Origin of the sequence: Cryptosporangium sp. NPDC051539, from assembly GCF_044454545.1 — a bacterium.
In the GTDB taxonomy this organism is placed as follows: domain Bacteria; phylum Actinomycetota; class Actinomycetes; order Mycobacteriales; family Cryptosporangiaceae; genus Cryptosporangium.
Genome location: NZ_JBITDV010000007.1, coordinates 246901 through 273043 on the forward strand (window position 1 = coordinate 246901; position 26143 = coordinate 273043).

Annotated in this window: 27 protein-coding genes; 12 read left to right on the plus strand and 15 right to left on the minus strand. The window is 72.3% G+C overall.

Annotated features, from left to right (window positions below; translation table 11 throughout):
• Positions 1-49 precede the first annotated feature (49 nt).
• Both treY and glgX read right to left on the minus strand, forming a co-directional pair.
• Entirely contained in the window at positions 50-2347 is a 2298-nt protein-coding gene (gene treY / locus ACIBZJ_RS23110; protein WP_395932768.1) for a malto-oligosyltrehalose synthase, read from the minus strand.
• Positions 2344-4455 carry a glycogen debranching protein GlgX gene (gene glgX / locus ACIBZJ_RS23115; RefSeq protein ID WP_395932770.1) on the minus strand — a complete coding sequence of 704 codons (2112 nt, stop codon included), beginning with the start codon at positions 4453-4455 and terminating at the stop codon, positions 2344-2346. The genes treY and glgX overlap by 4 nt, the downstream gene beginning before the upstream one ends.
• Before the next feature lie 166 nt (positions 4456-4621).
• On the opposite strand from glgX, the gene ACIBZJ_RS23120 reads away from it, so the two are divergent.
• From ACIBZJ_RS23120 to ACIBZJ_RS23135, 4 genes are all read left to right on the plus strand, one after another.
• Positions 4622-6169, plus strand: coding sequence for a Na+/H+ antiporter (locus ACIBZJ_RS23120; protein WP_395932772.1), 1548 nt, complete (start codon positions 4622-4624; stop codon positions 6167-6169).
• A gap of 365 nt (positions 6170-6534) precedes the next feature.
• On the plus strand, positions 6535-6867 hold the full coding sequence (locus tag ACIBZJ_RS23125; protein WP_395932774.1) for a hypothetical protein: 333 nt from the start codon (positions 6535-6537) through the stop codon (positions 6865-6867).
• 71 nt (positions 6868-6938) lie between these two features.
• Positions 6939-7952 carry an SDR family oxidoreductase gene (locus tag ACIBZJ_RS23130; RefSeq protein ID WP_395932776.1) on the plus strand — a complete coding sequence of 338 codons (1014 nt, stop codon included), beginning with the start codon at positions 6939-6941 and terminating at the stop codon, positions 7950-7952.
• The gene (locus ACIBZJ_RS23135; RefSeq protein ID WP_395932778.1) at positions 7949-9544 is read left to right on the plus strand and encodes a phytoene desaturase family protein; all 1596 of its coding nucleotides are present in this window, start codon (positions 7949-7951) and stop codon (positions 9542-9544) included. Before ACIBZJ_RS23130 ends, ACIBZJ_RS23135 begins: the two co-directional genes overlap by 4 nt.
• A gap of 65 nt (positions 9545-9609) precedes the next feature.
• Here the strand turns inward: ACIBZJ_RS23135 and ACIBZJ_RS23140 are convergent, their stop codons facing one another.
• The 5 genes from ACIBZJ_RS23140 to ACIBZJ_RS23160 all read right to left on the minus strand — a co-directional run bounded on the left by ACIBZJ_RS23140 (position 9610) and on the right by ACIBZJ_RS23160 (position 13441).
• Positions 9610-10083: an SRPBCC family protein gene (locus ACIBZJ_RS23140; RefSeq protein ID WP_395932780.1), complete on the minus strand. Its 474-nt coding sequence runs from the start codon at positions 10081-10083 to the stop codon at positions 9610-9612.
• A 16-nt stretch (positions 10084-10099) separates the two neighbouring features.
• Positions 10100-11326, minus strand: a complete 1227-nt coding sequence (locus ACIBZJ_RS23145) for an alpha-amylase family glycosyl hydrolase (protein WP_395932782.1) — start codon at positions 11324-11326, stop codon at positions 10100-10102.
• Positions 11327-11362: 36 nt separating this feature from the next.
• Positions 11363-12160, minus strand: a complete 798-nt coding sequence (locus ACIBZJ_RS23150; RefSeq protein WP_395933239.1) for an RNA polymerase sigma factor SigF — start codon at positions 12158-12160, stop codon at positions 11363-11365.
• A gap of 173 nt (positions 12161-12333) precedes the next feature.
• Positions 12334-12810 carry an ATP-binding protein gene (locus ACIBZJ_RS23155; protein ID WP_395932784.1) on the minus strand — a complete coding sequence of 159 codons (477 nt, stop codon included), beginning with the start codon at positions 12808-12810 and terminating at the stop codon, positions 12334-12336.
• A 61-nt stretch (positions 12811-12871) separates the two neighbouring features.
• Positions 12872-13441, minus strand: a complete 570-nt coding sequence (locus tag ACIBZJ_RS23160; protein WP_395932786.1) for an SRPBCC family protein — start codon at positions 13439-13441, stop codon at positions 12872-12874.
• A 335-nt stretch (positions 13442-13776) separates the two neighbouring features.
• Between ACIBZJ_RS23160 and ACIBZJ_RS23165 the strand changes: the two genes are divergently transcribed.
• On the plus strand, positions 13777-15036 hold the full coding sequence (locus tag ACIBZJ_RS23165) for a glycosyltransferase (RefSeq protein WP_395932788.1): 1260 nt from the start codon (positions 13777-13779) through the stop codon (positions 15034-15036).
• 4 nt (positions 15037-15040) lie between these two features.
• Here the strand turns inward: ACIBZJ_RS23165 and ACIBZJ_RS23170 are convergent, their stop codons facing one another.
• Positions 15041-15460, minus strand: a complete 420-nt coding sequence (locus tag ACIBZJ_RS23170) for an STAS domain-containing protein (RefSeq protein WP_395932790.1) — start codon at positions 15458-15460, stop codon at positions 15041-15043.
• A gap of 237 nt (positions 15461-15697) precedes the next feature.
• Between ACIBZJ_RS23170 and ACIBZJ_RS23175 the strand changes: the two genes are divergently transcribed.
• From ACIBZJ_RS23175 to ACIBZJ_RS23195, 5 genes are all read left to right on the plus strand, one after another.
• Positions 15698-16678: a YihY/virulence factor BrkB family protein gene (locus ACIBZJ_RS23175; protein ID WP_395932792.1), complete on the plus strand. Its 981-nt coding sequence runs from the start codon at positions 15698-15700 to the stop codon at positions 16676-16678.
• A 17-nt stretch (positions 16679-16695) separates the two neighbouring features.
• Positions 16696-17133 (plus strand): phage holin family protein, encoded by a 438-nt coding sequence (locus ACIBZJ_RS23180; RefSeq protein ID WP_395932794.1) that lies wholly within the window; start codon positions 16696-16698, stop codon positions 17131-17133.
• Complete coding sequence (locus ACIBZJ_RS23185; RefSeq protein ID WP_395932796.1) at positions 17130-17561, plus strand: DUF3618 domain-containing protein; 432 nt, start codon at positions 17130-17132, stop codon at positions 17559-17561. Before ACIBZJ_RS23180 ends, ACIBZJ_RS23185 begins: the two co-directional genes overlap by 4 nt.
• Complete coding sequence (locus ACIBZJ_RS23190) at positions 17558-17827, plus strand: DUF4235 domain-containing protein (RefSeq protein ID WP_395932798.1); 270 nt, start codon at positions 17558-17560, stop codon at positions 17825-17827. Before ACIBZJ_RS23185 ends, ACIBZJ_RS23190 begins: the two co-directional genes overlap by 4 nt.
• 158 nt (positions 17828-17985) lie before the next feature.
• The gene (locus ACIBZJ_RS23195; protein WP_395932800.1) at positions 17986-18210 is read left to right on the plus strand and encodes a hypothetical protein; all 225 of its coding nucleotides are present in this window, start codon (positions 17986-17988) and stop codon (positions 18208-18210) included.
• On the opposite strand, the gene ACIBZJ_RS23200 is transcribed toward ACIBZJ_RS23195, so the two are convergent.
• On the minus strand, positions 18207-19190 hold the full coding sequence (locus tag ACIBZJ_RS23200; RefSeq protein WP_395932802.1) for a Gfo/Idh/MocA family protein: 984 nt from the start codon (positions 19188-19190) through the stop codon (positions 18207-18209). The two genes, ACIBZJ_RS23195 and ACIBZJ_RS23200, sit on opposite strands and share 4 nt — an antisense overlap.
• A 147-nt stretch (positions 19191-19337) precedes the next feature.
• On the opposite strand from ACIBZJ_RS23200, the gene ACIBZJ_RS23205 reads away from it, so the two are divergent.
• On the plus strand, positions 19338-19547 hold the full coding sequence (locus ACIBZJ_RS23205; RefSeq protein ID WP_395932804.1) for a hypothetical protein: 210 nt from the start codon (positions 19338-19340) through the stop codon (positions 19545-19547).
• Between the two features lie 11 nt (positions 19548-19558).
• Here ACIBZJ_RS23205 and ACIBZJ_RS23210 read toward each other — a convergent pair whose 3' ends face one another.
• Genes ACIBZJ_RS23210 through ACIBZJ_RS23230 form a run of 5 tightly spaced genes read right to left on the minus strand, consistent with a single transcriptional unit; the run spans position 19559 to position 23374 of the window.
• A complete protein-coding gene (locus tag ACIBZJ_RS23210) occupies positions 19559-20227 on the minus strand; it encodes a glycosyltransferase (protein ID WP_395932806.1) in 669 nt (222 codons plus the stop codon).
• The gene (locus ACIBZJ_RS23215) at positions 20221-20829 is read right to left on the minus strand and encodes a methyltransferase (RefSeq protein WP_395932808.1); all 609 of its coding nucleotides are present in this window, start codon (positions 20827-20829) and stop codon (positions 20221-20223) included. The genes ACIBZJ_RS23210 and ACIBZJ_RS23215 overlap by 7 nt, the downstream gene beginning before the upstream one ends.
• A complete protein-coding gene (locus ACIBZJ_RS23220; RefSeq protein ID WP_395932810.1) occupies positions 20826-21539 on the minus strand; it encodes a PIG-L deacetylase family protein in 714 nt (237 codons plus the stop codon). The genes ACIBZJ_RS23215 and ACIBZJ_RS23220 overlap by 4 nt, the downstream gene beginning before the upstream one ends.
• Positions 21536-22588, minus strand: coding sequence for an acyl-CoA dehydrogenase family protein (locus ACIBZJ_RS23225; protein WP_395932812.1), 1053 nt, complete (start codon positions 22586-22588; stop codon positions 21536-21538). Before ACIBZJ_RS23225 ends, ACIBZJ_RS23220 begins: the two co-directional genes overlap by 4 nt.
• 51 nt (positions 22589-22639) lie before the next feature.
• The gene (locus tag ACIBZJ_RS23230) at positions 22640-23374 is read right to left on the minus strand and encodes an ATP-binding protein (protein ID WP_395932814.1); all 735 of its coding nucleotides are present in this window, start codon (positions 23372-23374) and stop codon (positions 22640-22642) included.
• A gap of 182 nt (positions 23375-23556) precedes the next feature.
• On the opposite strand from ACIBZJ_RS23230, the gene ACIBZJ_RS23235 reads away from it, so the two are divergent.
• Entirely contained in the window at positions 23557-24213 is a 657-nt protein-coding gene (locus ACIBZJ_RS23235; RefSeq protein ID WP_395932816.1) for a hypothetical protein, read from the plus strand.
• Here ACIBZJ_RS23235 and ACIBZJ_RS23240 read toward each other — a convergent pair.
• Positions 24165-26117: an acyltransferase family protein gene (locus ACIBZJ_RS23240; protein ID WP_395932818.1), complete on the minus strand. Its 1953-nt coding sequence runs from the start codon at positions 26115-26117 to the stop codon at positions 24165-24167. The genes ACIBZJ_RS23235 and ACIBZJ_RS23240 overlap by 49 nt on opposite strands.
• Positions 26118-26143: the final 26 nt, after the last annotated feature.

Here is a 26143-nt window from a genome sequence, read left to right on the forward strand (position 1 = left end):
CTTCCCTGGAGTAAACGCCCAAAACCATCCGTGGCGGCGTGTCGTGCCTCTAGACCTGGGTCAGCAGCGCCACCGGGTAGCGGGACAGGACGTCGACCAGGCCGGCCGGGCCGTCGGCGCCGGTCGAGTAGACCGCGCCGGTCAGCTCGTCCTTCCACTCGCCGTCGGGCAGCGCCAGCACGGTGTCGCCCCAGCCGCCCCGGCGCTCCAGGCCCACCGGCAGCCGGGTCGCGACCGCGATCGCGCCACCGCGGTCGAACGCGACCGCGTGCGCCGCGGCCGGCCCGGTCACCGCGACCGGCGCGTACGACTCGAACAGCTCCGGACGCTCCCGGCGCAACCGCAGGGCCCGGGACGTGACGAGCAGCTTCGCCGCGCCCTCGGTGTCGACCGGGGGCAGCCAGCCGTCGTCCAGCCGGGCCAGCAGCTTGCGCCGCGCGTCGAAGTCGACCGGTCGCCGGTTGTCCGGGTCGACCAGCGAGTTGTCCCAGAGCTCGGTGCCCTGGTAGGTGTCGGGGATACCCGGCATCGTCAGCTGCACGAGCTTCTGGCCGAGCGCGTTGGTCCAGCCGTACGGCGTGATGCGCTCCGCGAACGCGGTCACCTCGGACGAGGCCAGCAGAGCATCGACGGCCGCGTTCAGCGCCGACTCGAACTCCGCGTCCGGGTCGTTCCAGGACGTGACGGTCCGGGCCTCGCGGGCCGACTTCTCGACGGCGCCCTTCAGCCGGTCGGCGCTGATCGGGTACGTCCCGGCCACCGTCTGGTAGAGCAGGTGCGCGATCGACCCGTCGGGCACCGGGGCCAGTTCCCGCCAGCGGCGGACGGCGTCGGCCCACTCGTCCGGAAGTTCGGACAGCACCGCGAGACGCGCCCGCACGTCTTCCGAGCGCTTGGTGTCGTGCGTGGAGAGCGTGGTCATCCCCCGCGGCCAGGACGCCTGCCGGGAGCGCTGGGCCTGGTGGAAGTCGTCGACCGTGCCGCCGAACCGCAACGGGTCTCCACCGACCTCGTTGAGCGCGATGAACCGGGTCCAGCGGTAGAACGCGGTGTCTTCGGCGCCCTTGGCCATCACCGCGCCGGACGTCTGCTGGAACCGGACCGCGAGCTGGTCGTCCGGGTCGGTCAGCCGGGGCTCCAGGGCGTCCAGCGCGGGACCCAGGTCAGGACGCCGCTCCCGGGCCGACTCCAGCGCGTCGAGCAGGTGGTCGAGGCCGAACGGGAGGTACGACCGGTACACCGGGAACGCGGCCAGCAACTCGGCCAGCGCGGCCTCCACCTCGGGCACGGCCGACTCGCCCGGCGCGCCGGCCAGCCGGGCCAGCCGGCGCAGCTCGGCCAGCAGCATCCCGGTGGCGACGTCTTTCTTGGACCCGTAGAGCAGCCCGGGGTAGTCGGTCGCGACGCCGGTGAGCTCGGTGTCGAGCGCGGTGAACGCGGCCTCGCCCGCCGGGTCGACGAACAGCGTGCCGACCTCTCCGAGCGCGTCGTAGCCGGTCAGGCCGTCGATCGGCCAGTCCGGCAGCTCCTCGCCCGGCTCGGCGATCTTCTCCACGACCAGCCAGGCCTCCGGGGCGCCCATGTGGAGCCGCTGCAGGTACTCACCGGGGTCGCGCAGGCCGTCCGGGTGGTCGACGCGGAGTCCGTCCAGGCCGCCCTCGGCGTACCAGCGCAGGATCTCGCCGTGGGTGGCGTTGAAGACCGTGGGGTCCTCGACGCGGATCCCGGCCAGGTCGGCGATCGCGAAGAAGCGCCGGTAGGTGATCTCGCCGTCGCCCCGGCGCCAGTCGACCAGCTGGTAGTGCTGCCGGTCGTGCACCTCCTGCGCCGAAACGCTCTCACCGTTGCGCCCGGCGCCGGTGCCGGGCGCGATCGGATAGCGGTGCTCGTAGTACCGCAGTTCCCCGTCTTCCACGGTGAGCGCCGACACGTCGTCGTCCGAGCCCAGCACCGGGACGAGGATGCGTCCTCGGCTCCAGTCGATGTCGAACCACCGGGCGTACTCCGAAGCCGCGCCGAGCTTCAACACGTCCCACCAGGCCGGGTTGGCCGAGGGCACCGCGACCCCGACGTGGTTGGGAACGATGTCGACGACCAGCCCGAGGCCGTGCGCCCGCAGCGCGGCCGTCAGCTCCGCGAGCGCCTCGGCGCCTCCGAGTTCGGTGTTGACGTGTGACGGGTCGACCACGTCGTACCCGTGCTGCGAGCCGGGCGTGGACTGCAGCAACGGCGCCGAGTACAGCTGCGTCACACCCAGATCGCGCAGGTAGTCGGCCAGCCCGGCGGCGGCCCGCAGATCGAACGCGGGCTGCACCTGGACCCGGTAGGTACCCCGGACGACGCTCACGAGAGAACCCGCTGCAGCACGAGCAGTGACCGCGACTCGACCGCGATCGAGCCGCCGGCCTCGGCCACCCGATCTTCCCGCTCGTCCGGGGCCGCGGTGTCGATCGCGACCCGCCACTTCGCCGCGTACTCGCTCGGCGGCATCGTGAAGTCGATCGGCTCCCAGTGCGCGTTGAACGCGAGGACGAACGAGTCGTCGGTGATCTGGTCGCCCTGCGGCCCCAGCTCGCGGATCCCGTCGCCGTTGAGGAACAGCATGATCGCGCGTCCGAAGTCGCTGTCCCAGTCTTCCTCGGTCATCTCGTGTCCGTCCGGAGTGAACCACTCGATGTCGTTGAGCGGGGTGCCGGCCCCGCGCCGCACCGGACGCCCGTCGAAGAACCGGCGCCGGCGGAACACCGGGTGCTCGGCGCGGAACGTCGCCAGGTGCCGGACGAAGTCGATCAGGCCGTCGTCGGCGTCTTTCCAGTCGACGTAGGAGAGGTCGCTGTCCTGGCAGTAGGCGTTGTTGTTGCCCTGCTGGGTGCGGCCCAGCTCGTCCCCGTGCCCGATCATCGGGACGCCCTGGGACAGCAGCATCGTGGCCAGGAAGTTCCGTCGCTGGCGGGCCCGCAGTTCGAGGATCGCCTTGTCGTCGGTGGGGCCTTCGGCGCCGCAGTTCCAGGACCGGTTGTGGCTCTCGCCGTCCTTGTTGTCCTCGCCGTTGGCCGTGTTGTGCTTCTCGTTGTACGAGACCAGGTCGTTGAGCGTGAACCCGTCGTGGCAGGTCACGAAGTTGATGCTGGCCACCGGGCGGCGCCCGTCGTGCTGGTACAGGTCGGCCGACCCGGAGATGCGGGACGCGAACTCGCCGAGCGTGCCCGGCTCGCCGCGCCAGAAGTCCCGGACCGTGTCGCGGTACCGGCCGTTCCACTCCGTCCACAGCGGCGGGAAGTTGCCGACCTGGTAGCCACCGGGCCCGACGTCCCACGGCTCGGCGATCAGCTTCACCTGGCTGACGATCGGGTCCTGCTGGATGACCTCGAAGAACGTCGAGAGCCGGTCGACGTCGTAGAACTCGCGGGCCAGCGTCGCCGCGAGGTCGAACCGGAACCCGTCGACGTGCATCTCGGTGACCCAGTACCGCAGCGAGTCCATGATCAGCTGCAGCGAGTGCGGCTGCCGGACGTTCAAGCTGTTGCCGGTGCCGGTGTAGTCCATGTAGTACTCGGGCTGGTCGTCCACCAGCCGGTAGTACGTGCGGTTGTCGATCCCGCGGAAGCCCAGCGTCGGCCCGAGGTGGTTGCCCTCGGCGGTGTGGTTGTAGACGACGTCGAGGATGACCTCGATGTCGGCCGCGTGCAGCGCCTTCACCATCGCCCGGAACTCCTGGACCTGCTGCCCGCGGGTGCCGGTGCCGCTGTAGCCGGAGTACGGGGCGAGGAAGCCGATCGTGTTGTAGCCCCAGTAGTTCCGCAGGCCCTTCTCGACCAGGTAGTGGTCGTGCACGAAGTGGTGCACCGGCATCAGTTCGAGCGCGGTGACGCCCAGGCGCCGGAGGTGATCGATCACCGACTGGTGCCCGATGCCCGCGTACGTGCCGCGCAGCGCCTTCGGCACGCCGGGGTGATTCATGGTCAGGCCGCGGACGTGGGTCTCGTAGATGACCGTCTCGTGGTACTGGTGGCGGGGTGACCGATCGTCGGCCCAGTCGAAATACGGGTTCGCGACGACGCATTTTGGCAGGTGCCGGGCCGAATCGGTGTCGGAACGGTCGTTCGGCGACTCGAACTTGTACCCGAACAGCGAGTCGTCCCAGTCGACGTCGCCGTCGATCGCTTTCGCGTACGGATCGAGCAACAGCTTGTTCGGGTTGCACCGGACGCCCGACTGCGGGTCGTGCGGGCCGTGGACCCGGAATCCGTATCGCTGCCCGGGCTGGAGACCGGCCAGATAGCCGTGCCACACGAACCCGTCGACCTCGGGGAGGGCGTACCGCTCCTCCGCGCCGCTGTCGTCGAACAGACAGACCTCGACCTTGGTCGCGGCCTCGGAGAACAGCGCGAAATTCGTGCCGACGCCGTCGTAGGTCGCACCCAAGGGGTAACTGGTGCCGGCCCACACCTGCATCGTGCCTCCTCTTCTAGCTGCTGTCGGTGCTTAGCCCGCCGCTGGGCCGTCGGAACGAGACCTGCCCCGAGTCGGCCCGGTGCAATCCTCCGCCCTCCGGGGTCAACTCCGCTGACCGGGGGCCATGAGTGAGTAGGTTTTCGCGTTCACCGGGTAGCTCTGGGTCGTGAACTCTCTGGTCGTCGTCCTGGTGCTGCTTCTCGGGGTGGTGCTCGTCAGCCCGCTGGCCGATCGGTTCGGCGTCCCGGCGCCGGTGGCGCTGACCCTCGTCGGTGCTCTGCTGGCCCTACTTCCGGACGCCCCCACCGAGCTGATCGAGCCCGAGCTCGTTCTTCCGCTGTTCCTGCCGCCGCTCCTGTTCGCGGCCGCGCAGCGGAGCTCCCGCCGGGATTTCACCCGGAATTGGAAGATCCTGCTGGCGCTCGCGGTCGGCCTGGTGCTGGTGACGACCGCGGTGGTGGCGGCCGTCGCCCGCTGGATCGACCCGAGCCTGCCGCTCTGGTCGGCGATCGCGCTGGGAGCGATCGTCTCGCCGCCGGACCCGGTCGCGGCCACGTCGCTGGCCGGGCGGCTCGGGCTGCCGAAACGGCTGGTCTCGATCCTGGAGGGCGAGGGCCTGATCAACGACGCGGTCGCGCTGGTCGTCTACACGATGGCGGTGTCGGCGGCGCTCACCGGCTCGCTCTCGGTGCCGGACGGCGCGGGCACGCTGGCGGTATCGGTGCTGGTAGCGCCCTTGGCCGGTCTGTTCGTCGGTTGGGTCGGCCGGACGCTGATCAGCCACCTCTCCGATCCCAGGGCCGAGGTCGGTCTCTCGCTGCTGCTGCCGTACGCGGCCTACCTCGGGCTCGAGGAACTGGGCGGCTCGGGGGTGCTGGCGGTGGTGGTGGCCGGTCTGATGCTCGGGCAGCACGGCAGCGACGCCTACACCGGCGCCGGGTTCCTGGCCGGTGGCACGGTCTGGCGGGTGCTCGACTGGATGATCGGCGGGTTCGCGTTCGGCCTGGTCGGGTTCGAGCTGGTCAAGGTCGTGGCCGATCCGGGCGTCCCGACCTACGGAGTCGGGGTGGCGGCGGCGGTCTGCCTGGCCGCGGTCATGACCCGCGGGCTGTTCGTGCTGCCGCTCGGGTGGCTGGCGGGCCGCCGGATGCGGAAGACGTCCGAGGGGCACGGCTGGCGGGAGTCGGTGGTCGTGTCCTGGGCCGGGATGCGCGGGGTGGTGACGCTCGCCACCGCGCTGGCCCTCCCCGACGACTTCCCCGGGCGTCCGGTGGTGCTGTTCGCCGCGATCGCGGTCGTCGTCGTGACGCTGATCGGCCAGGGACTGAGCCTCCCGTGGCTGGTGCGGGCGCTCGGCGTCCGGTCGTCGGAGGAGGAACAGGACGACATCGGCCGGGCCCGGGCGCTGGCCGCCGGTGCGGCCCTGGCTCGTCTCGACGAGCTCCACGCCGACGGCCGGGTGGACGACGAAGTGGCCGGCGTCGTGCGCAAGCGGTACGCGCGGGCGGTGCCGGATCTCCGCGAGGACCTGCCCGAAGCGGTTCAGCAGCGGATCTTCGACGTCACGAAGGTGTCCAGGCACCTGCGCGACGCCGAGCAGGCGGCGGTGCTGAGCCTGCGCAGCGAGGGCGAAGTGAGCGCCGAAGCCGCCGACCGAGTGCTCCGCGACATCGCGGCCCGGTCGCTGAGAGACTCCTACCGCCACGGCTCTTAGGGGGCGGCCCGCTGAGGACGGCGCTGACAGGCGAGCGCGCCTCCTTGAGACGGGACCCTGATGTCTCGGCGTCGGCGCGCTCGACTGTCAGCCCCGCCCTCAGCGGGCTCCAGGTCAGAACAGGCCTCCGGGGCCTCTGATTCTCGGCTCGGGGGGCTCGGCTGTCAGCGCCGCCTTCAGCGGGCTCCAGGTCAGAACACCCCGGTCTTGGTGTCGGCGGGCTCGGCTGTCAGCGCCGCCTTCAGCGGGCTCCTGTGCGGGTCAGAGCTTCTGCGCAACCGCTGTGCGCCCGCTGCGCACTTCGGGCGCGACCCCGGGCTTCCGATCTGCCGGGTGTCAGCAACCCGCCCAGCTCAGGAGATTCGATGACGTCTGACCAGCTCTTCGCCGCCGCCTCCGTCTCCGAGACGCCGCTGGTCCGGGACCGCCGCCGCCGCGGCCAGCACGTCGAGCTGGTCGGCACGATCAGCGCGCACGACGTCGCCGAGGGCACGGTCACGATCGTCGACATCCAGGACGGGCGCCGGTTCCACGCCGAGTTGGTCGTACAGCTCACCGCGTCGGCCACGATCACGGTCGACGGCCAGCGCCGGGTGCTGTCCGCGCTGCCGGTCGGGCACAAGCTCATCGTCTCCGGCCTCCTCGACGGCTCCCTGCTGCTCTCCGGCGAGGTGCACGCGCTCACAATCGGGGGCTGAGTCCGTTTGCTCCCCCGATCGCTCGGGCACCTCGACGGTGCACGTGAGCTGAGCCGAGGGAGACGACAACCATGCCGACAGCGACCGGTGCCCCCGTCGTGGTAGTGACCGGTGCGAGCGCGGGTGTGGGCCGAGCCGCCGTGCTGGCCTTCGCGAAGCGTGGGGCGGCGGTCGGACTGATCGCCCGCGGCCACGCCGGTCTCACGGCCGCCTGCCACGAGGCCCAGGAGAACGGCGCTTCCGACGCGTTGGTCGTCGTCGCCGACGTGGCCGACGCGGACGCCGTGGAGGCGGCCGCCGCCCGGATCGAGGCCGAGCTCGGGCCGATCGACGTCTGGGTGAACAACGCGATGGCCAGCGTGTTCGCGTACACCTGGGACGTCACGCCCGCGGAGTTCAAGCGCGTCACCGAGGTCACGTACCTGGGTTTCGTGAACGGCACGCTGGCCGCCCTGAAGCGGATGCGTGAGCGCGACTCCGGCACGATCGTCCAGGTGGGTTCCTCGCTGGCGTACCGGGCCATCCCTCTGCAGGCGCCGTACTGCGCGTCCAAGCACGCGGTCGAGGGCTTCACCGAGGCGCTGCGCGTCGAGCTGCGGGCGACCGGCAGCAACGTGCGGGTCAGCCAGGTGAACCTGCCGGCCATGAACACCCCGCAGTTCGGCTGGGTGCGGACCCGGCTGCCCCGGCACCCCCAGCCGGTGCCGCCGATCTACCAGCCCGAGGTGGGCGCCGAGGCCATCGTCCGCGCGGCCGAGACCGGACAGCGGCTGCTCGACGTCGGCATGATCACGGTCGCCACCCGGTGGGGCCAGAAGTTCATTCCACGGGTGCTCGACCACTACCTCGCCCGGAAGGGCGTCGACAGCCAGCAGACGCCGGAGCGGATCGACGCCGGCGCCTGGAAGGACAACCTGTCCAAACCCCTGGACGACACCCAGGACCGCGGTGCCCACGGCGTGTTCGACGACCGGGCCAAGTCACACAGCTGGCAGGCCTGGGCGGCCGGACGCAAGCCGCTGGTGCTGGCCGCCGGCGGAGGAGTGGTCCTCGCCGCCGCCGTACTCGGGCGCGCCCGCCGATGAGCGGCCCCACCGAGAACGTCGATGCGGTGATCGTCGGCGCCGGCCACAACGGGCTGGTCGCGGCGAACCTGCTGGCCGACCGAGGGTGGCACGTACTCGTGCTGGAGGCGGCCGACGAGCCGGGTGGCGCGGTGCGTAGCGACGAGATCAGCCCGGGGTACACGGCCGACCTGTGCAGCGCGTTCTACCCGCTGGGCGGGGCGTCGCCGGTGCTGGCCGGGCTCGACCTCGAGCAGCACGGGCTGCGCTGGCGCCACGCGCCGCAGGTCCTGGCCCACGTCCTGCCCGACGACCGGGCCGCCGTCCTCTCCCGTGACCTGGACGCGACCGCGGCGTCGGTGGACGCGTTCGCGCCCGGTGACGGCGACGCCTGGCGGGCCGAGGCCGAGCGGTTCCGGGGCATCGCCGACCAGCTGATCAACGCGTTGTTCCAGCCGTTCCCGCCGGTCCGGGCCGCAGCCGGGCTGCTCGGCTCGCTGGGGATCGCGGACGGACTCCGGTTCGCGCGGTTCGCCGTCCAGCCGGTGAAACAGTACGTCTCCGAGACGTTCTCGGGCGAGGGCGCGAAAATCCTGCTCGCCGGGAACGCGCTCCACACCGACCTGCAGCCGGAGAGCGCCGCGAGCTCGGTGTTCGGCTGGCTGCTGGCGATGCTCGGCCAGTTCCAGGGCTTCCCCGTGCCCGAGGGCGGCGCCGGTGCGCTCACCGGCGCGCTGGTGTCCCGGCTGAAGGCGGCCGGGGGAATGCTGCGGTGCTCCGAGCCGGTCGACCGGATCCTGGTCGCGCACGGGCGGGCGCTCGGCGTGCGGACGGCGTCCGGTGCGCTGATCCAGGCGCGTAAGGCGGTGCTGGCCGACGTCGCCGCGCCGCACCTCTACCGGCAACTGGTCGGCGAGAAGCACCTGCCGCCGCGGCTGGTCGACGACCTGAAGCGCTTCGCCTGGGACAACGCGATCATCAAGGTCGACTGGGCCCTGTCCGGGCCGGTGCCGTGGACCGCGGAGGAGGCCCGCCAGGCCGGCACCGTGCACCTCGGCGTCGACCTGGACGGCTTGACCCAGTACGGCGCCGACCTGGCCCGCCGCCGTGTCCCCGGACACCCGTTCGTGCTGGCCGGGCAGATGGCCGTGGCCGACCCGTCCCGCGCGCCGGAGAACGGCGAATCGCTCTGGGCGTACACGCACGTCCCGCACGGCCACGAGTGGGCGCCGGGCGAGACCGAGCGGCATGCCGACAAGGTCCAGGCGCTGTTCGAGAAGCACGCACCGGGGTTCGCCGACCGCATCGTCGCGCGCCGCGTACTCGGCACGAAGGACGTCGCCCACGGGAACCCGTCGCTGCCGGAGGGCGTCGCGAACCTCGGCACGGCCGCGATCCACCAGCAGCTGTTCTTCCGGCCGGTACCGGGGCTCGGCCGGGCCGATACGCCGATCGACCGGCTGTACCTGGCCAGTGCGTCGGCGCACCCGGGTGGCGGGGTGCACGGCGGTCCGGGCAGCAACGCGGCCACGGCGGCCGTGCGTCGCAACGCGCTCGGCGGCTCCGGTTACGCCGCGCTGATCCGTGCGGCGAACCGGGCCGTCTACCGCTAGTCCCTCCCCGGCCGGGCGGCACCGTCGCCGGGCGCGCCCGGCGCACTCGTGCGCCGGGCGCCGGGCTAGGAGTCGAGGCGGTTCGCGCCGCCCGGCGCGTACCGCACATCGTTGACGGCCCGGTCGGCGAGCCGCCGCAGCGACTCCCGGTTCCGGGCCTTCAGCACCGGCGCGATCAGCGGCTCGGGCACGAACCGCCCCGGCCCGTCCACGAACTCCTCGGACATCGTCGCGAGCGTGCCGTCGTCGCCGGTGGGCTCCAGCTCGACCCGGACGATGCCGCCGAACAGCGGCCAGGCCTTGACTTTCAGCACGAACAGCCGGTCCTTCTCCATCTCGAGGACCACCGAGACGTCCTGCACCATCACCGGCCATCCGCCGACGCTGTGGTGGATCCGCGTGCCGACGGCCGGGAAGCCTTCGTCGACGTCCCGGATGTGGCTGGCCCCGACGACCCAGCTGGCGTAGGCCCAGCCGTCGCTGAGCACGGCGAAGACGCGGTCGGGTGTCGCGGGGATGGCCTGGCGCACGGTCTGCATGACAAGCCGGTACCCGTCATTGCGGCAGCAACACCGCGAACCCGTGGCCGGGTACCGAACCGCGCTCGATCGTTCCGGCTCCGACCCGGTATCCGCCCGGTACGGCCAGCGGCTCGTCGCCGACGTTCAGCGCGACCAGCAGGTGCCGGCCGTCCGGTCCGCTGACGCGGTAGATCAGCGCGGTGTTGGCCACGTGTTCGGTGACCGGCACGCCGTGCGTCAGCCACGGGTGGCGCCGGCGCAGGCCGAAGAGCTCCTGGTGCAGGCGGTAGACCGGCCACCCGTACGGCGCGAGGCCGGCGGGCGAGTCGGGGAACGGCGGACGCACGGCGTCGTCGCCGCCGGCCCGGTTCTCCTTGCGCCCCCGGAACGCCTGCTCGTCGCCGGAGTACACGCTGGGGACGCCGGGCACGGTCGCCAGCACGGCGATCGCGTGCCCGAGATGCCGGTCGTCGCCGACCTGGTCGGCCAGCCGGGTCACGTCGTGGTTGCCGAGGAACGTCTGCGGGAGGAACGCGGCGGCGAACTCCGTGTGCCGCTTCAGCGCCCAAGACAGCTCGAAGAGGTTCCGGTCGGCCAGCGAGCTCCAGATCGCCTTCCAGAGCTCGTACTGGGTGATCGAGTCGAGGCCGCTCTCGGCCACGTACCCGGCGTAGTCACCGTGGATCATCTCGCCCAGGAACCAGGCGTCGGGAAACTCCGCGCGCACCCGCCCGACGGTCTCCCGCCAGAACGACGGAGCGACCGCGTACGCCGCGTCCAGCCGCCAGCCCGCGATGCCGAGCCCCAGCCAGTGCCGCATCACGTCGGCGACGTACGACGCCACCGCCGGTTCGTCGTGGTTCAGCTCGAGCAGGATGTCGTGGCCCTCGAACGTGGTGCCGGTGAACCAGTCCGGGTGCTCGTGCACGAGCGGGCTTTCGCGTCCCACGTGGTTGAAGACGCCGTCGAGCAGCACCCGGACGCCCCGGGAGGCCCCGGCCTCGATCAACGACCGCAGGTCGTCTTCGGTGCCGAGCCGCGGGTCGATCGCGAAGTGGTCGACGGTGTCGTAGCCGTGGCTCGACGACCGGAAGACCGGGCCGAGCAGCAGCCCGTTGCAGCCTAATTCGACCAAGTAGTCGAGCCATCCCTCGAGCTGGGGAAGCCGATGCCGCACCGTCGGTGTCGCGGTCTTCTCCGCTCCGAGGAAGCCCAGCGGGTACACGTGCCACCAGATGACGTGGTCGGGCCAGCCGCTCACGAGACGCTCCCGTCGTCGTTGCCCCGCGCGGCCGGCCTAGTCCTCCAGCAGGCCGGCGCGGAGCTTGGCCAGGGTAGCGGCGAGCAGCCGGGAGACGTGCATCTGGGAGACCCCGATCTCGGCCGCGATCTGGGTCTGGGTCTGGTTGCCGAAGAACCGCAGCGCCAGTACCCGGCGCTCGCGTGCCGGGATGCCGGCCAGCAGCGGAGCGAGCGCCTGCCGGTACTCGACCGCGTCGATCGCGGAGTCCTCGCCACCGAGCGTGTCGACCAGCGTGGGCGCGTCGGGCTCGGCCCCGACCGGAGTGTCCAGCGACGTCGACTGGTAGGCGTTCGCCGCCTCCAGGCCTTCGAGAACCTCTTCGCGGGACAACCCGAGGTGGCTCGCCAGTTCGCTCGCGGTCGGCGCCCGCCCGTTGTGCTGGGACAGCTCGGCGACGGCGGCGTTGATCGACAGGTGCAGCTCCTTGAGCCGCCGGGGGACCCGGACCGACCAGCCCTGGTCCCGGAAGTGCCGCCGGACCTCGCCCATGATCGTCGGGATCCCGAACGACAGGAACTCGACGCCGCGGAACGGGTCGAAGCGGTCGATCGCCTGGAGCAGGCCGACCATCGCCACCTGCGCCAGGTCCTCCAGCCGCTCGCCGCGGTTGGCGAACCGCCTGGCGATGTGCCTGGCCAGCGGCAGGTGCACGGTGACGAGCTGTTCGCGCAGGTCCGCGCGCCGGGGGTCGTCCGGGTCGAGGCGGGCGTACTCCTCGAACAGCGGCGCGACCGTCGGGTAGTCGTCGTAGGTCAGGCGCCGGCCGGTGCGTTCGACGAGGTGCGCGGCCAGCGCCGAACCGGCGTACCCGTCGGCGGGTTCCCGGCGGCGGCGTGGTTCGGCCTCGGGCGGGTTGTCGGACTCGGCCCAGAGGTCACGGGCCGGGCGGAGGCCGAGGTCGGTTTCGGGGCTCAGTTCCGGCTCGGCGTCCGGGTTCCGGACGTCGACGCTCGATCCTCCGGACGTCACGGGCGGGCCCCTCGCACGCCGACGAGCAGCGAGGTCCGCAGCTCGTAGCCGTCGTCCAGCGTCTGGGTCTCGGTGGCCAGCCGGTCGGTGAGACTGGCCAGCAACAGCGTGCCCAGCTCGTCTTCCGGCGTCGTCGGGCATGGGGACCAGACCGCGACGACCACCTCCACGGCGTCCGCGTGCCGGACGAACCGGCAGTGCAGCGGCTCACCCGGACCGGCCGCGCGAACCAGGGCCGAGCAGGCCTCGTCCACGGCCAGTCGCAGATCGGCGACCCGGTCGAGGTCGGCGTCGGCGCGGAGCGCGATCGAGGTGGCGATCGCCCTCAGCACCGGGAGTTGCTCGGCGGTGGCCGGGCAGATCACCTCGACCGCGTCGTCGAGGGTGGCTCGGTCGGCGTCGGTGGACCCGGCGGGGGTCCGGTGCGGCGCGGTCGGAAACGCAGATTGTGCTGTGCGAAGAGTCGCGGGCACCGAATCCCCCTCAGGTCACGGCCCGCCGGGCGTTCGCCCGGCGGACCAGGGATGGTTCTGATCAGGTCAGCGGACGGCCCTCGTCGTGGGCCCGCTGGGCCGCTTCCCGCGACAGCGGCGGGACGCCGTGGGCGATCGCGTTCGGGTCTTCCTCGGTCCGCGGAGCGCTGTGCTGCGGGGAGGCGTCGACCCCGCCGCGCCACGCGCCGGTCGCCGTGCCGCGCTCCTCGATGAACGTCTTGAAACGCTCGAGGTCGCCCTTCACCCGGTGGGACACGATGCCGAGCGCGTCGCCCGCCTTCTCGACGACGCCCTCCGGGTGGAAGTCGAGCTGCAGCATGATCCGGGTGTTCTCGTCGTCGAGGCGGTGGAACGTCACGACGCCCGCCTGCTCCTCGCCGTTTATCGACTTCCAGGCCACCCGCTCGTCCGGGCGCTGTTCGGTGATCTCGGCGTCGAACTCACGACGCACTCCGGCGATGTTCGTGCGCCAGTGCGTGCGCAGATCCGACACCTGCGTGATGTCTTCGACGCCTTCCATGAACTGGGGGAACGTCTCAAACTGAGTCCACTGGTCGTAGGCGGTGGACACCGGGACGTGTACGTCGATGGAGCGCTCGATGGTGCTCACGCTTCCTCCTTCGATCGGTGGGAGGGACTCGGCCGACGGCAGACCGGTCCTGTTCGCACAGGACCTCGGACTGGCTCGTCGGTCTCGTCGCGGGGCGCTCGGTCTACACCCGCACGCGACGGAATTCGTCACCGCCCGCAGCAGGTGACCTGCGAAAATCGCATCCAGGTGCTGCCGGGGGCCACAGGACCCATACCCGGGTCCGGGAAGCTCACACACGTGATTGGGGGCGATTTGTGTCGCGCCTCCGAGTGGTGGTTGTGCTTGGCTGGGCTTAGCGTGGGAAGCGGCTCGGAACTCGCCGTTACCGAACCGGGCCAGGAGGGCAGTGCTTGATGAGGATCGCCTTGGTGTCGTCGCCGGCAGAGTTGCTCAGCGCTCGGGAGCGGGAATTCGCCGGTGATCTGCGTTCACTGGCGGCCGCTCTGGCCGTCCAGGGCCACGACGTCGTCGTGTACACCAGGCGCGAGACCCCTGACCGGGCGGAACGGGAGCAGCTCCCGCCCGGAGTCCTGCTCCAGTGGCTCGAGGCGGGCCCGGCCCGGCCGGTCCGCGAGGCCGAGGTAGCTCCGCTTCTCGGTGCGCTCGGCCAGGCGCTGGCCGAGGCCTGGCGCGAGGATCGTCCGGACGTCGTGCACGCCTACACGTGGGGCGCGGGGCTGGCGGCCGCGGCGGCGTGCCGGCAACTGCGAGAGAGCGCGCTGATCGGCGGCGGTCCGAGCGAGGCGCCGATCCCACTCGTCCAGACGTTCGGCTCGTTCGGCGCCGAGCAGCACCGCAGGCCGGGCCGGGTGAGTCCCGGACTCGCGAAGCGGATCCGGCTGGAGGTCGCGCTGGCCCGTACGGCCGACGTGATCGTCGCGCGCAGCGACGACGAGGTCGAGGAACTGGCCCGGATGGGAACCTCCCGGGACCGGATCCGGATGATCCCGGCCGGCGTCGACCTCGAGCGCTTCCACCCGAACGGCCCCGCGGAGGCGCGCACGGCGTCCGTCCGCCTGCTGGCCGTCGGGGAACTGTCGCCGCTGAGCGGCCTGGAGACGGTGATCGCCGCACTACGCGGGCTGCCGGACGTCGAACTGCTGGTCGTCGGTGGTCCGGACGACGCCGAGGAGGTGGAGCGCCTGCAGAAGGGCGCTGCGCACCTGGGCGTCGGGAGCCGGGTCCAGTTCCTCGACGCCGCCGACTACGCGGAGACGGTCCCGGACGCGCGTCCGCGGCTGCTGCGCTCGGCCGACGCGGTGGTCTGCGTCCCGTGGCACGGCCCGGGGAGCGCGGCGGGGGTCCTCGAGGCCATGGCCTGCGGTGTTCCGGTGGTCGTCACCCCGGTGGGAGCCGCGACCGACGTCGTGGTCGACGGGGTCACCGGTCTGCACGTGGCGCCCCGGCGCCCCGATCACCTGGCGGACGCGATTCGCAGCCTGCTCGGGGATCCGGTACGCCATCTCGGGTACGGAGTCGCCGGCGCCGACCGGGTGCGTTCGCGGTACGGGTGGGCCCGGGTGGCCGCCGACACCGAGCGCGTGTACGCGAGGCTGCTCCCGGTGGTGCTCGAACCGGTGGAGGACGAGGTACTCGAAGAAGTGGCCGACTGACGCGCTACCAGGCGTCGACCGGGTCCGTGACGATCGTGAACGCGCTCGACAGGCCGGTGATCTCCAGCGGGCGTAGCACATTCGGGCCCTCCGCGATCAGGCGCAACTGCACCTGATCGGCCGAGCAGCGGCGGGCCATCGCGATCAGCGCGGTGAGCCCGCTCGACCCGAGGAACCGCACCGGCCGCAGGTCGACCAGCAGGCGGGTGCACCCGCGGTCGAGCTCGTCGTCGACCACCGAGCTCAGCATCGGCGCGGTGAGCATGTCGACCTCCCCGTCGACCTTGACGGTCGTGAGGCCGGTGTCGTCCCGGTGCGTGGCGACGGTCAGGGTCTCGCGTACCGGTGAACCGGCGCTCTCCGCGACCGTGCGAACCTCGACTCCGTGCTCGGCCAGCGTCCATTCGGCTTCCGGGGCGGTCATGGCTGCTCCCTCGCTCCAGGCGACCTGGGCGCACGCCGAGGCGCACGGTAGTGGACGGTCTGGCGGCTCAACCACTCCAACTGCGATCAGACTACGGACTTTGACGCCGAGATAACAGGGTGGACCGGACAATCCGCCGACGAAGGCTCTGAACCGATACGACACCCGCGCGTCGACCTCGTCACCCCTGGGTATGAGACCCGTATCGAACGCCTGATCGGAGGGGGTGCGCCACGGATGACCGCGGTATCTGCCGACGGGAACACACGAGGACGTCAGGCGGCTTCGCCGCGCCAGATTCCGGCCCGGGGCTGGAAAGACGTTCTGATCCGCACGATTCGTGAGTTCAAGGACGACCAGATCTCGACGGCGGCGGCCGCCGCCGCGTTCTACGCCTGGCTGGCACTGATCCCGGCCGCGATCGGCGCGATCACGGTCTACGGACTGGTCGCCAGCCCGGACCAGATCGCGAACCAGATCGACGAGCTCACCGCGAGCCTCTCGGCCGACGTGAAGTCGGTGATCACCGACCCGATCACGGCGGCGACGGGGGCGAGCGGCAAAGGCCTGTCGGTCGGCCTGATCATCTCGCTGGCCGCGGTGCTGTGGAGCGCCTCCGGCGGCATGAACGGCATGATCCAGGCCGTCAACACCGCCTACGACGAAGTGGACGAGCGCAACTTCCTCAAGAAGCGCGGCCTGGCGATCGTGATGACGCTCGGCGCCATCGTCGCGTTCGTGGTCGCGATCCTGCTGGTCGCGGTGGTGCCGCCGGTGATGGACGTGTTGCATCTGGGCTCGTTCGCCAGCGCCACCGTGAACATCGGGCGCTGGCTGCTGCTCGCGCTGCTGATGATGTTCGGGCTGAGCCTGCTCTACCGGTTCGCTCCCGACCGGAGCAACGCGCGGTTCCGCTGGCTCTCGTGGGGTGCGGTGGTCGCCACCGTGCTCTGGCTGATCGCGTCGGCGGGCTTCTCGTTCTACGTCAACAATTTCGGTAGCTACAACAAGACTTACGGCGCCCTGGCCGGGGTAATCGTCCTCAACCTCTGGCTCTACATCTCCTGCATGGCGATTCTCTTCGGTGCCGAATTGAACGCCGAACTGGAGGCGCAGACCACGGTCGACAGCACCACCGGCCCGGCGCAGCCCCTCGGCAGCCGCGGTGCCGCCAAGGCCGATGAAGTGGGCCCGAGCACCGAGGGCTCACTCACGTGAACGATGAAAGGATTCCCATGGGCACGCAGACCGAGGTGGCGCCCGCCCCCTCACCCGGGCGCCCGGACCCGGCGAACGCGTCGACGGCCGAGCTCGTCACCCGGCTCAGTGACCAGGTCACCACGCTGGTCCGGGACGAATTGAGACTCGCGCAGCTGGAGCTCACCCAGAAGGGTAAGAAGGCCGGGATCGGCGCCGGGATGTTCGGCGGCGCGGGTGTGGTCGCGTTGTACGGCGTCGGTGCGCTGGTGACCGCGGCGATCGCCGGGCTGGCGGTCGTGCTGCCGGTCTGGGCGTCCGCGCTGATCATCGCCGTCGTGCTGTTCGCGGTCGCCGGAGTGCTCGCGCTGACCGGTAAGAAGGAGTTCCAGCAGGCCACTCCGCCGGTGCCGTCGGAGGCGGTCGACGGCGTCAAGAAAGACATCGACACGGTCAAGGAGCGTGCCCACCGATGAGTGCGGACAAGAGTCCTACCGCCACCGAGGCGACCAAATCCGAGCCGGCCAAAGACCCGGCGCAGCTCCGCGCGGAAATCGCCGAGATCCGGGCCGAGCTGGGCGACACCGTCGAGGCGCTGGCGGCCAAGGCCGACGTCAAGGCGCAGGCGCAGGCCAAGGTCGCGCAGACCAAGGAGCAGGCGCAGGCCAAGGTCGCGCAGACCAAGGAGCAGCTCCGCGAGAAGGCCGCGCAGGCCCGGGTCCAGGTCGGGCACACCGCCGAGACGCTGAAGGCGAAGAGCACCGACCGCGAGACCTGGCCGAAGCTCGCGGCCGCCGCGGGTGTGGTGGCCGCCGTGGTCGTCGCGGTTCTGGGGGGCCGCACAATCCGGGCCCGCCGGGCGTCGAAGACCCAGCGGCTGCTGCGGAAGGCCGGCCGCCGATGAAGGCGGCCGCGCTGGCGTACCGCCCGGTCGGGCTGGCCAGCGGCATGGTCGGCGGCCTGGTCGCCGGCGCCATCTTCAAGCAGGTGTGGAAGCGGGTCTCCGGTGAGGACGATGCGCCGGGAGCTACTCAGAGTGAGTACTCGTGGCGCGAGTTGTTGCTGGCGTCCGCAATCCAGGGTGCGATCTACGGCGTGGTCAAAGCCGCGATCGACCGGGCCGGCGCGCAGGCGTTCGCCCGCTCCACCGGGAGTTGGCCCGGTGACTGAAAGTGCTCCATAATGGAGTCCTGCGCCGGATCCGGCGCAGGACTCCATTTTTTGTGGTCTCCCTCGATACAGCGCCGAGTCGGGGATTGACGTCCCGTGACCCGGGTAGCTGGTCTTGGTCTCTCGTGCTCGGGAGACTTCTCGATGGGGAGAGCGTCATGTCTGAAGTTGCCGGTGTGCGATCGGTCGCGCGGTCCGAACTGACGCTGTGGTTCGCGGTCTGGCGTGGGTGGGCGTCGCGGGTGGCGTCGGCGTCGGCGGTCTGGGCGCGCGCCGAGCGGCACGCGTTCTTCTCCCCGCCCGAAGCCGGCGCGTTTCACGGGGAACCTCGGCGCGATACCGGCTACCTCACCGCGATCCGCGCGAGCTGGGGCCGTCCCTAACCGGTCCGGAGGCGGATCGGGCGGCCCTCGGCCGCCGAGCGGGCGAGGGCGCAGGCCAGACGGTGAGTGCGGACGGCCTGGGCGTAGTCGGCGAGCACCCTGTCGCGGGCCTCCCGTCGGAGGATCGCGTCGACGAACGCGCGGGCGGCGGCCCGGTGCGACGCCTCCCTGTCGACCGCGTGCCACTCGGACTGCCCGCCGACCCGGATCTCGCAGCCGTCCTCGGTGATCGTCACGCTCGCCCCGTCGGCGAACAGCTCCAGCCCGGCCCGGCGCTTGCCCGTGAACCGGCACGTGCTGGCCAGCGTCCCGACGGCGCCGGAGGCGAACCGTAGCGTCGCGACCGTGACCCCGTCCACGTCGGCGTCCGGCACCTGCGGCGGCGGGACGTCGTCGGAGATCGCGTAGACCTCGACGACCTCGCCGACGAGCGTCCGCAGCAGGTCGAGCAGGTGGACGACCTGCTCGATCAGCGGCCCACCGGAGCGGGCCCGCCGGCCCCACCAGGGTGCGTCGTCCGCGGTGTCGAGCCAGGTTCCGCTCACCAGCCGGATCGTGCGCCCGGCCAGTACCGCCCTGGCCCGTGCGACCGCGGCCGAGTACCGCCAGAGGTGTGCGACCGACGTCACGACCCCGGCGGACGCGACCCGGCGGGCCAACTCGTCCGGGGTGTCGCGGTCGACGCCGAGCGGCGTCTCCAGGAACAGCGGCACGCCCGCGTCGAGGATCTGTTCCTCGATCGGGCCATGGACGTCCGGCGGGACACAGACGTACACGGCGTGCGGACGGAGCGCGAGTAGCGCGGCGAGTGAGGTCGCGACGACTCCGCCGCTCGCGGCGGCGAGCCGGGTCGCCGCTCCGACGTCGGGATCGGTGACGCCGACGACCGTCACGTCGTGGAAGGTCGCCAGCGTGGAGGCATGTCTCGTCGCCGCCCGGCCGGCTCCGACGAGCCCGATGCGGCAGCGATTCCCCGTCACGGAGTGATTATCGGATGCGGACGGTCACCGATCGATACGCCGAGTCGTTTTTTGCCGGTGAGGGCCGGCGGTTTCTCCGCGCGCGTTTCCCCGTCCGGCCCGTGGACATCTCCCGATGGAAGAAATCCCCGGCGAACGGAGACGATCATGAGCACCCGGAGAGCACACGTGCCCGACGAGAACTCCGGCGACATCGGATTGCCGACCGGGCCCACCGGCCTCCCGCCCGCGGACGCCGGCGTGCGCCGCGAGGGCGCCGGAGTCTCCGGACGCCAGGCCGGCGAGCCCGACCTGACGAACCCCGGCGGCACCGGTCTCACCACGACCGACACCGAAGGCGACGCCGACCCGGCCTGAAGAAGGCCCGGTCACAGCGCGCGGAGGTAACCCGCGAAGCCCCCCGCCCTGGCATCCCGGCGCGCGCTGGTGAGTACGCGCACGCGCGTGCTGCCGACCACCCGCAGACCGGCGTCCACGGCCGCCCGCACCAGGGCCTGGTCTTCGCCGACCGCGACCGGACGGAACCCACCGGCACGCCGGTACGCGTCCCCGGTCAGGCCGAGGTTGGCGCCGTGCACGTGCCCGTGCTGCTCGCCCCGGACTCCCCGCCGGTAGGCGTCCCGGTACGCGGACACGGTCGCGTCCGGCCACTCCGACCAGTCGTCCACCTCGACGACCCCGGTCACCACCTCGGCGCCGGCCTCGGCCAGCCGCAGCTGCTCGGCCAGCCAGTCCGGACACACCCGCGAGTCCGCGTCGGTGCACGCCAGCCAGGTGGTGCCGGCCTGACCGGCCAGCGCCGCCGCCGCTCCCGCCGCGCGGGCCTGACCGACGTTCCGGGCCCGCACCTCGATCCTGCGGACGCCGGCGGCGGCGGCGGCGATCCGGGCCGTCCCGTCGCGGCACGAGTCGAGGACGACCAGGACGTCGACCGGCAGCGGCACGCGCGAACTCGCCTCGCGCAGAGCGTCCAGACAGGCTGGTAGCAGTTGTTCTTCGTCGTGGGCGGGCACCACGACGGCGATCCGGGTCAGCACAGGCCCTCGGCCTCGGCGACCGAACGTGCGGCCGGCGGGACGCGGGCGTAGACCTCGAGGCGGAAGTCGGCCTCGACGTGCGCGACCGTCCGTTCCAGCCCGGCACGCCCGGCGAACGCGGCGTGCACCGCATCGCCGCCCAGCGGATAGTCGGCGACCGGATGGCGCCAGTGCACCAGCACGAGGTCGCCACCGGGCTCCAGCGCCGTGACCGTGGCCTCGGCCAGGCGGCTCAGGGCGTCCGCGTCGAGGTAGTAGCCGACCTCGGAGAGGACGATCAGGTCGAACGGTCCGTCCGGGAAGTCGTCCGGGATCCGCAGCGCGGCGACCCGGGCGCCCGGCGCTCCGGCGAGCCGGGCCGTGGCGGCTTGCACCGCGGCCTCGGCGACGTCGGTGGCGAGCAGCGTGTCGCAGCGGGCCGCGAGCGCGGCGGAGAGCACGCCGATCGAGCAGCCGGGCTCGAACGCGGCGCGGTAGCGGCGGTGGGGGAGCGCGGCGAGCGTGAGCGCGTACTTGCGCTCCTCGTACCAGCGGGATCCGAAGCCCCAGGGGTCGCCGTCGTCCGCGTACATGCGGTCGAAGTAGTCGGTCGGGAGAGTCATGCGAAGAACACCTCGACGGGTCGATCGAAACGGGCCAGCACGTGCGGCGGCAGGATCGCGGCGTCGTGATCGGCCGGGCCGAGCGGCCGGGTCTGGGTGACGAACGCGTTCAGCGCGTGGCGCTTGGCCGCACGCTCGGCGCCGGTGAGCACCAGGCGGCGGCAGCGGTCCCAGGGGACGCGGGGGTCGTCCGGGGTGGCCCAGTGCCAGGTCCAGATCGGGTACTCGACCAGCACCGCCCCGGTGGCGGCACAGGCCGAGGCGGCAGCTCGGCCGACGGCTTCGTGGTCGGGGTGCCCGTCGTGGCGCCAGCTCGCCAGGCACCAGCGGCCCGGAGTGAGGAGCCGTCGGAGCGCGGTGGTCAGCGCGGCTTCGTCGACGGCTCCGTCGGGGTGGGCCAGGCGGTGGATTGCCGGGGCGGTCCGGCCCAGCCGGGCCAGCGCCTCGTCGGTCTCGGCCCGGCGCAGTGCGGCGAGCGCGGCCGGGCGGTGGACGGTGCTGTGCGGGTGCGACGCCTCCCCGTCGGTCACCGCCACGATCTCGACGTCCGGCAGGCGGGCGAGCAGGCCACCGGCGCCGAGTACCTCGTCGTCGGGGTGCGGGGCGACGACCAGCGGGGACGTGGCCGGTAGTTCCAGGGGTGGCCAGGCCGCGTCCCAGGCCCGCCACTCCGACTCGGCCGTGCCGACGCCGTTGATCAGCGGGGTCACCACCCGGCTCCGGTCTCGACGACGTCGGCACCGAGGTCGGCGAGGTCGCGTTCGGCGTGGCTCTGGCGCAGGTAGACCGTGAGGTCGGCGACTCGGCGGGCGTGGGCGGCGTCCTGGCAGAGCGGTTTCGCGCCGAGCGCGCGCCCGACCCGGTCGAGCGTCGTGGTCGCGGCCGCCTCCACCGTGGCCCGGACCCGCCGGACCGGTCGCCGCAGCCGCTCGGCCGAGAAGTCCGCGTCGATCAGTCCCGCGACCTCCGTGAGCAACGCCGCCGCCGCGCCGAGCGCCGCGTCGACCGCGCCGAGGTGCGCCATCAGGTGCGGATCCGCCGCTCGCGGCTCGGCGCCGGCACCCCGTGGCTCACGTCCACCGCCCGGCGTTTCGGCGTCTGCGGTGACCGCGCGCGGCGAGCCGAGCCCGGCCGCCCGGAGCAGAGCCTGGGCCACGCCGACGGCGGCGCCGTGCCAGCACGCGGCCACACCGGCTCCGCCGGCCCAGAACCCGGGGCGGGCGGTGTAGTCGCCGGGGCCGCCGACCGGGAGGGCGGGGGTCCGGTCGAAACGGATCGTCCGGCTGTCGCTGGCAGCCATGCCGACCGCCGGCCAGGTCCCATCCAACGGCGTGACGCCCGGCCCCCGCACGTCCACCGCGAACAGCCGCACACCGTCCTCGCCGGCCGCGGTCACCAGCGCCCGCTCGCACACCCCGGCTCCCGAGCACCACGGCCGCTCGCCGCTCAGCCGCCAGCCCCCACCGTCGTGAACGGCGGTAACGGACCGGGGAACGGCCGCCCACACCCCCCACGGCGCCTCGCCCGGCTCCGGCCCGGCGAGCTCGGAGAGGATCGCCACCGCGTCCGCGTGGCCTTCGGCCAGCCGGGCGAGCACCGGATCGGCCCGGCCGAGCGCACCGAGCACGGCGAACCGCTCCGCGGTACGTCCCGCACCCGGGAGCGGCAGATCGAGGAACCCGGTCTTGCGGGCGGCGAGGAACGCGTCGGCGGGCGGAAGTCCGGTGAGCTCAGCGGGCAGATCGAGATCGGTTCGCACAGCGATGTTGGTCCCCGGATGGCGCGTATCTATGCGTGAGCTGGGGGGTATTCAGCCGCTCACGCGCAGTGTTGCCCAGACGACCTTGCCCTCGTCGATCGGCAGGTGGCCCCACGCCGTCGCGAACTCCTGCACGAGCATCAGCCCACGGCCGCTCAGCGCGCCGACCGGCGGGAACGCGTCCGGAGCGTGCGGCGGCGTGGGGTTTCCGTCGGCCACCGTGAGGTGCAGCAGCCCGCGGCGCAACACCACCGCGACGGTCAGATCGGTGCCCGCGTGCTGGACCGCGTTGCTGGCGAGCTCCGACATGATGAGCTCGGCGGGCAACGTGAAGTCTCCGAGTCCCCAGTTCGTGCACGCCTCCGAGACCATCGCGCGGGTCTGCGAAAGTGCCATCGTCCCGGGCCGGAGCCGCTTCTCGAGGCGCCGGTGGACGGGGAGCCCGAACGGGGCGGCGTCCAGCGCGGCCTCGACCGAGTCGTGCACCGGGATCTGCCAGATGCGGCCCACGGGCTCGAGCGCGGTCCGGACCGAAGGTGGCTCGGCGACGAGAACCAGTGGCACCGGTGGCCAGGCGACGGCGCGGCGGCTCACCGCACCGAAGACGGTCAGCGCGGCCGGGCGGGCGATCTCGATCCGGGAGAGGTCGACGACCACCGCGTCGGGGCACTCGGCCAGGCATTTGAGCAGCGCGGCGCGCACCTGGGCGACCGTGCCGAGCCGCAGTACCCCGTCCACCTGGATCACGGTGACCGGGGCCGTGCGGTCGATCTCGCAGCTGAGCATCCATGGCCTCGTCTCGCGACGCATCCTGCGGGCGGCTTCTGCGCCCACCGGTCGTGACATGCCCTGACCGACCGAAAGAATTCGTCGAATCGAGATGGTAACTCGGATCCCGGACGGACGGACGGTCGTGTCGGGGACGAAGGGGCGGGGTACCCGGCTCGGCAACGGGGTAAGGGGTAGCCATGAGCGGAGACCCGGACGCGCTGATCGTGACGATGAAACGGGTGGCGAGCACACTCAAGGCGGCGGAACTGCCGTTCGCGCTGGCCGGGGGGTTCGCTGTCTACGCGAGAGGCGGGCCGGCGTCCACGCACGACGTCGACTTCCTGATCCGCCCGTCGGACGTCCGGTCGGCGCTGGGGGCCTGCGTCGAGGCCGGGCTCCGGTCCGAGTTTCCGCCGGAGGATTGGCTGGTCAAGGTCTACGACGGCGACTGCCTGGTCGACCTGATCTTCCGGCCGTCCGAGCGCGAGGTCACGCTCGACATGCTGGAGCGCGCCGAGGAGATGCCGGTCGAGGCGGTGCGGATGCCGGTGCTCGCGGCGACCGACCTGCTGCTCAACAAGCTACTGGCGTTCACCGAGCACTACTGCGACCTGTCCACGGTGTTGCCGCTGGCCCGAGCTCTGCGCGAGCAGATCGACTGGGAGCTGGTGCACGACTCGACCGCGCACTCGCCCTACGCCGAGGCGTTCCTGCTCGCGGCCGAACGGCTGGGGATCGCGCCGGCCGGCACGCTCCGCCTGGCCGGCCTCGGCCACGACGCCGGCCCCGCGAGCACCGGCGCCGCTCAGTCCGCCGCGCTGGTCAGCTCGGGTAGTAGCCAGGGAGCCACGTAGTCGCGGACCCCGGGCGCGGCCAGGTGCAGCCCGTCGCTGCGGAGCGGGATTCCGTCGACGTCGGCGGTGTAGCGGCCTCCGGGGCACAGGCGCGTACCGAGGTCGACGATCCGGACGCGCGTCGGATCGGCCCGGGCGGTCTCCCGGAGCATCCGGTTCCAGGCGTCCATCCGGTCCGGTTCGTCCTCGGGGTACACGCTGCCGTCGCGGCGCTCGTACCGGTGGTTGTAGGGGGCGGTGGCCAGCACGACCCGGGCGCCGTCCGCGGTCAGCACCCGGATCATCGTCGCCAGCTCCGTGCGCAGGTAGGCGTCGTACGACGACTCGCCGATGTGCTGCCACCGGCCGTCGAGCTTCCGGTCGAGCACCTCCCACCGCGCCAGCACGACCAGCGCGAGGTCCGGCCGGTCGGCGCGGACACCCGCGGCCCAGTACGCGTCCCAGCGCGGGCACCGGGCGTAGGGCGGCTGGATCTTCGACGCGTTGCGGACCGGTCCGGACCGGGCGATTCCGCAGCCGATCAGCGATCGGTTGGTCACGGTTGCGTTCCGCAGGCGCGGCAGGCCGACCGCGAGGCTGTTGGCCACGGAGTCGCCGAAGATCGTGATCCGCAGCGGTCCGGGCACCCGTCCCGGCCGGCTGAGCAGAACACCGCTGCGGACGTCCGGCAGAGCGGCGGTGGGTGCGGTCGTCCGGGGCTGCTGGGGCGTGGTCAGCACCACCGAACCCGCGGCGACGCACGCCAGCGCGGTCAGCGTGACGAGCACCGGCCGCGTCCGTGGCCACCGGCGGGCCCGGACCGGGCGGCTGAGCAGCCGGTAGGTCGCCACCGCGAGAACCCCGGTGAGCGCGCACCGAGCGGCCAGCAGCGGCACGCCGGACAGCCCGGTGCGCTCGGCGTCCAGGGCCAGGAACACCGGCCAGTGCCAGAGGTACAGCTCGTACGAGACGCGGCCGAGCGCCGGCAGCGGCCCGGCCGAGAGCACGGCGGCGAGCGGCCCGTCCGGACGACGCTCGGCGGCGCCGATCACGACCGCGACCGCGAGGACGACCGCCACCAGCCCGCCCCGGTACAGCGCCGGACCGGCGTCGTCGAGCAGCAGCAGCGCGGCGGCCAGCGTGCCGAGCGCGATCAGTACCGACGGTGACCACCGCCGGGGAGCCGCGTGCACCGGCCGGTACCGCTGCGCGCTCAGCACCAGCGCGAGCGCGCACCCCACCAGCAGCCCGAAAGCCCGGGTGTCGCTGCCGTAGTAGGCCCGATCGGGCTCGGCGCCGGGGACGTGGAGCAGCGCCATGGCCGTGGCGGACGCGGCCGCCGCGGCGAGCGTGCCCAGCAGCAGCCCCCGGCCCCGCCACCGGATCAGCGCCGCCCCGGCGATCAGCGGCCAGAGCAGGTAGAACTGCTCCTCGAGCGCGAGTGACCAGGTGTGCTGCAGCGGGGACGGCGACGCGGTGAGCACTGCGTAGCCGTCGCCCCGATCCAGCATCCGCCAGTTCGCCACGTACGACAGCGCGGCCAGAGCGTCCCCACGCAGTGGTAGTTGCTCTTCGGGCGCAACCAGCCAGTGCGCGCACCCGGTCACCGCGGTCACCATCGCGAGCAGCGCAGGCAGCAGCCGGCGGGCGCGGCGGCCCCAGAACGCGGCGAGCCGGATCCGGCCGGTCCGTTCGTGCTCGGCGAGCAGCAGCGTGGTGATCAGGTAACCGGAGAGGACGAAGAACGCGTCGACGCCGAGCCAGCCGCCGGGCAGCCACGACACTCCACCGTGGAACAGCAGCACGACGACGACCGCGATCGCCCGCAGTCCGTCCAGCGCCGGCCGATGGGCGAGCCGGAGCCGCTCGGTCCTTTGTGGTCGTTGTACTCGCGGTGACTGGAGGGTGAGTACGGAGTCCGGCATCCGCCGGATGGTAGGTGGACAAACAG

Bases quoted from the DNA above. Each gene is read 5' to 3' on its own strand.
- glgX (WP_395932770.1), bottom strand. From the start codon at position 4,455: ATGCAGGTGTGGGCCGGCACCAGTTACCCCTTGGGTGCGACCTACGAC.
- ACIBZJ_RS23125 (WP_395932774.1), top strand. From the start codon at position 6,535: ATGACGTCTGACCAGCTCTTCGCCGCCGCCTCCGTCTCCGAGACGCCG.
- ACIBZJ_RS23130 (WP_395932776.1), top strand. From the start codon at position 6,939: ATGCCGACAGCGACCGGTGCCCCCGTCGTGGTAGTGACCGGTGCGAGC.
- ACIBZJ_RS23135 (WP_395932778.1), top strand. From the start codon at position 7,949: ATGAGCGGCCCCACCGAGAACGTCGATGCGGTGATCGTCGGCGCCGGC.
- ACIBZJ_RS23140 (WP_395932780.1), bottom strand. From the start codon at position 10,083: ATGCAGACCGTGCGCCAGGCCATCCCCGCGACACCCGACCGCGTCTTC.
- ACIBZJ_RS23165 (WP_395932788.1), top strand. From the start codon at position 13,777: ATGAGGATCGCCTTGGTGTCGTCGCCGGCAGAGTTGCTCAGCGCTCGG.
- ACIBZJ_RS23170 (WP_395932790.1), bottom strand. From the start codon at position 15,460: ATGACCGCCCCGGAAGCCGAATGGACGCTGGCCGAGCACGGAGTCGAG.
- ACIBZJ_RS23175 (WP_395932792.1), top strand. From the start codon at position 15,698: ATGACCGCGGTATCTGCCGACGGGAACACACGAGGACGTCAGGCGGCT.
- ACIBZJ_RS23180 (WP_395932794.1), top strand. From the start codon at position 16,696: ATGGGCACGCAGACCGAGGTGGCGCCCGCCCCCTCACCCGGGCGCCCG.
- ACIBZJ_RS23185 (WP_395932796.1), top strand. From the start codon at position 17,130: ATGAGTGCGGACAAGAGTCCTACCGCCACCGAGGCGACCAAATCCGAG.
- ACIBZJ_RS23190 (WP_395932798.1), top strand. From the start codon at position 17,558: ATGAAGGCGGCCGCGCTGGCGTACCGCCCGGTCGGGCTGGCCAGCGGC.
- ACIBZJ_RS23195 (WP_395932800.1), top strand. From the start codon at position 17,986: ATGTCTGAAGTTGCCGGTGTGCGATCGGTCGCGCGGTCCGAACTGACG.
- ACIBZJ_RS23205 (WP_395932804.1), top strand. From the start codon at position 19,338: ATGAGCACCCGGAGAGCACACGTGCCCGACGAGAACTCCGGCGACATC.
- ACIBZJ_RS23215 (WP_395932808.1), bottom strand. From the start codon at position 20,829: ATGACTCTCCCGACCGACTACTTCGACCGCATGTACGCGGACGACGGC.
- ACIBZJ_RS23230 (WP_395932814.1), bottom strand. From the start codon at position 23,374: ATGCTCAGCTGCGAGATCGACCGCACGGCCCCGGTCACCGTGATCCAG.
- ACIBZJ_RS23235 (WP_395932816.1), top strand. From the start codon at position 23,557: ATGAGCGGAGACCCGGACGCGCTGATCGTGACGATGAAACGGGTGGCG.
- ACIBZJ_RS23240 (WP_395932818.1), bottom strand. From the start codon at position 26,117: ATGCCGGACTCCGTACTCACCCTCCAGTCACCGCGAGTACAACGACCA.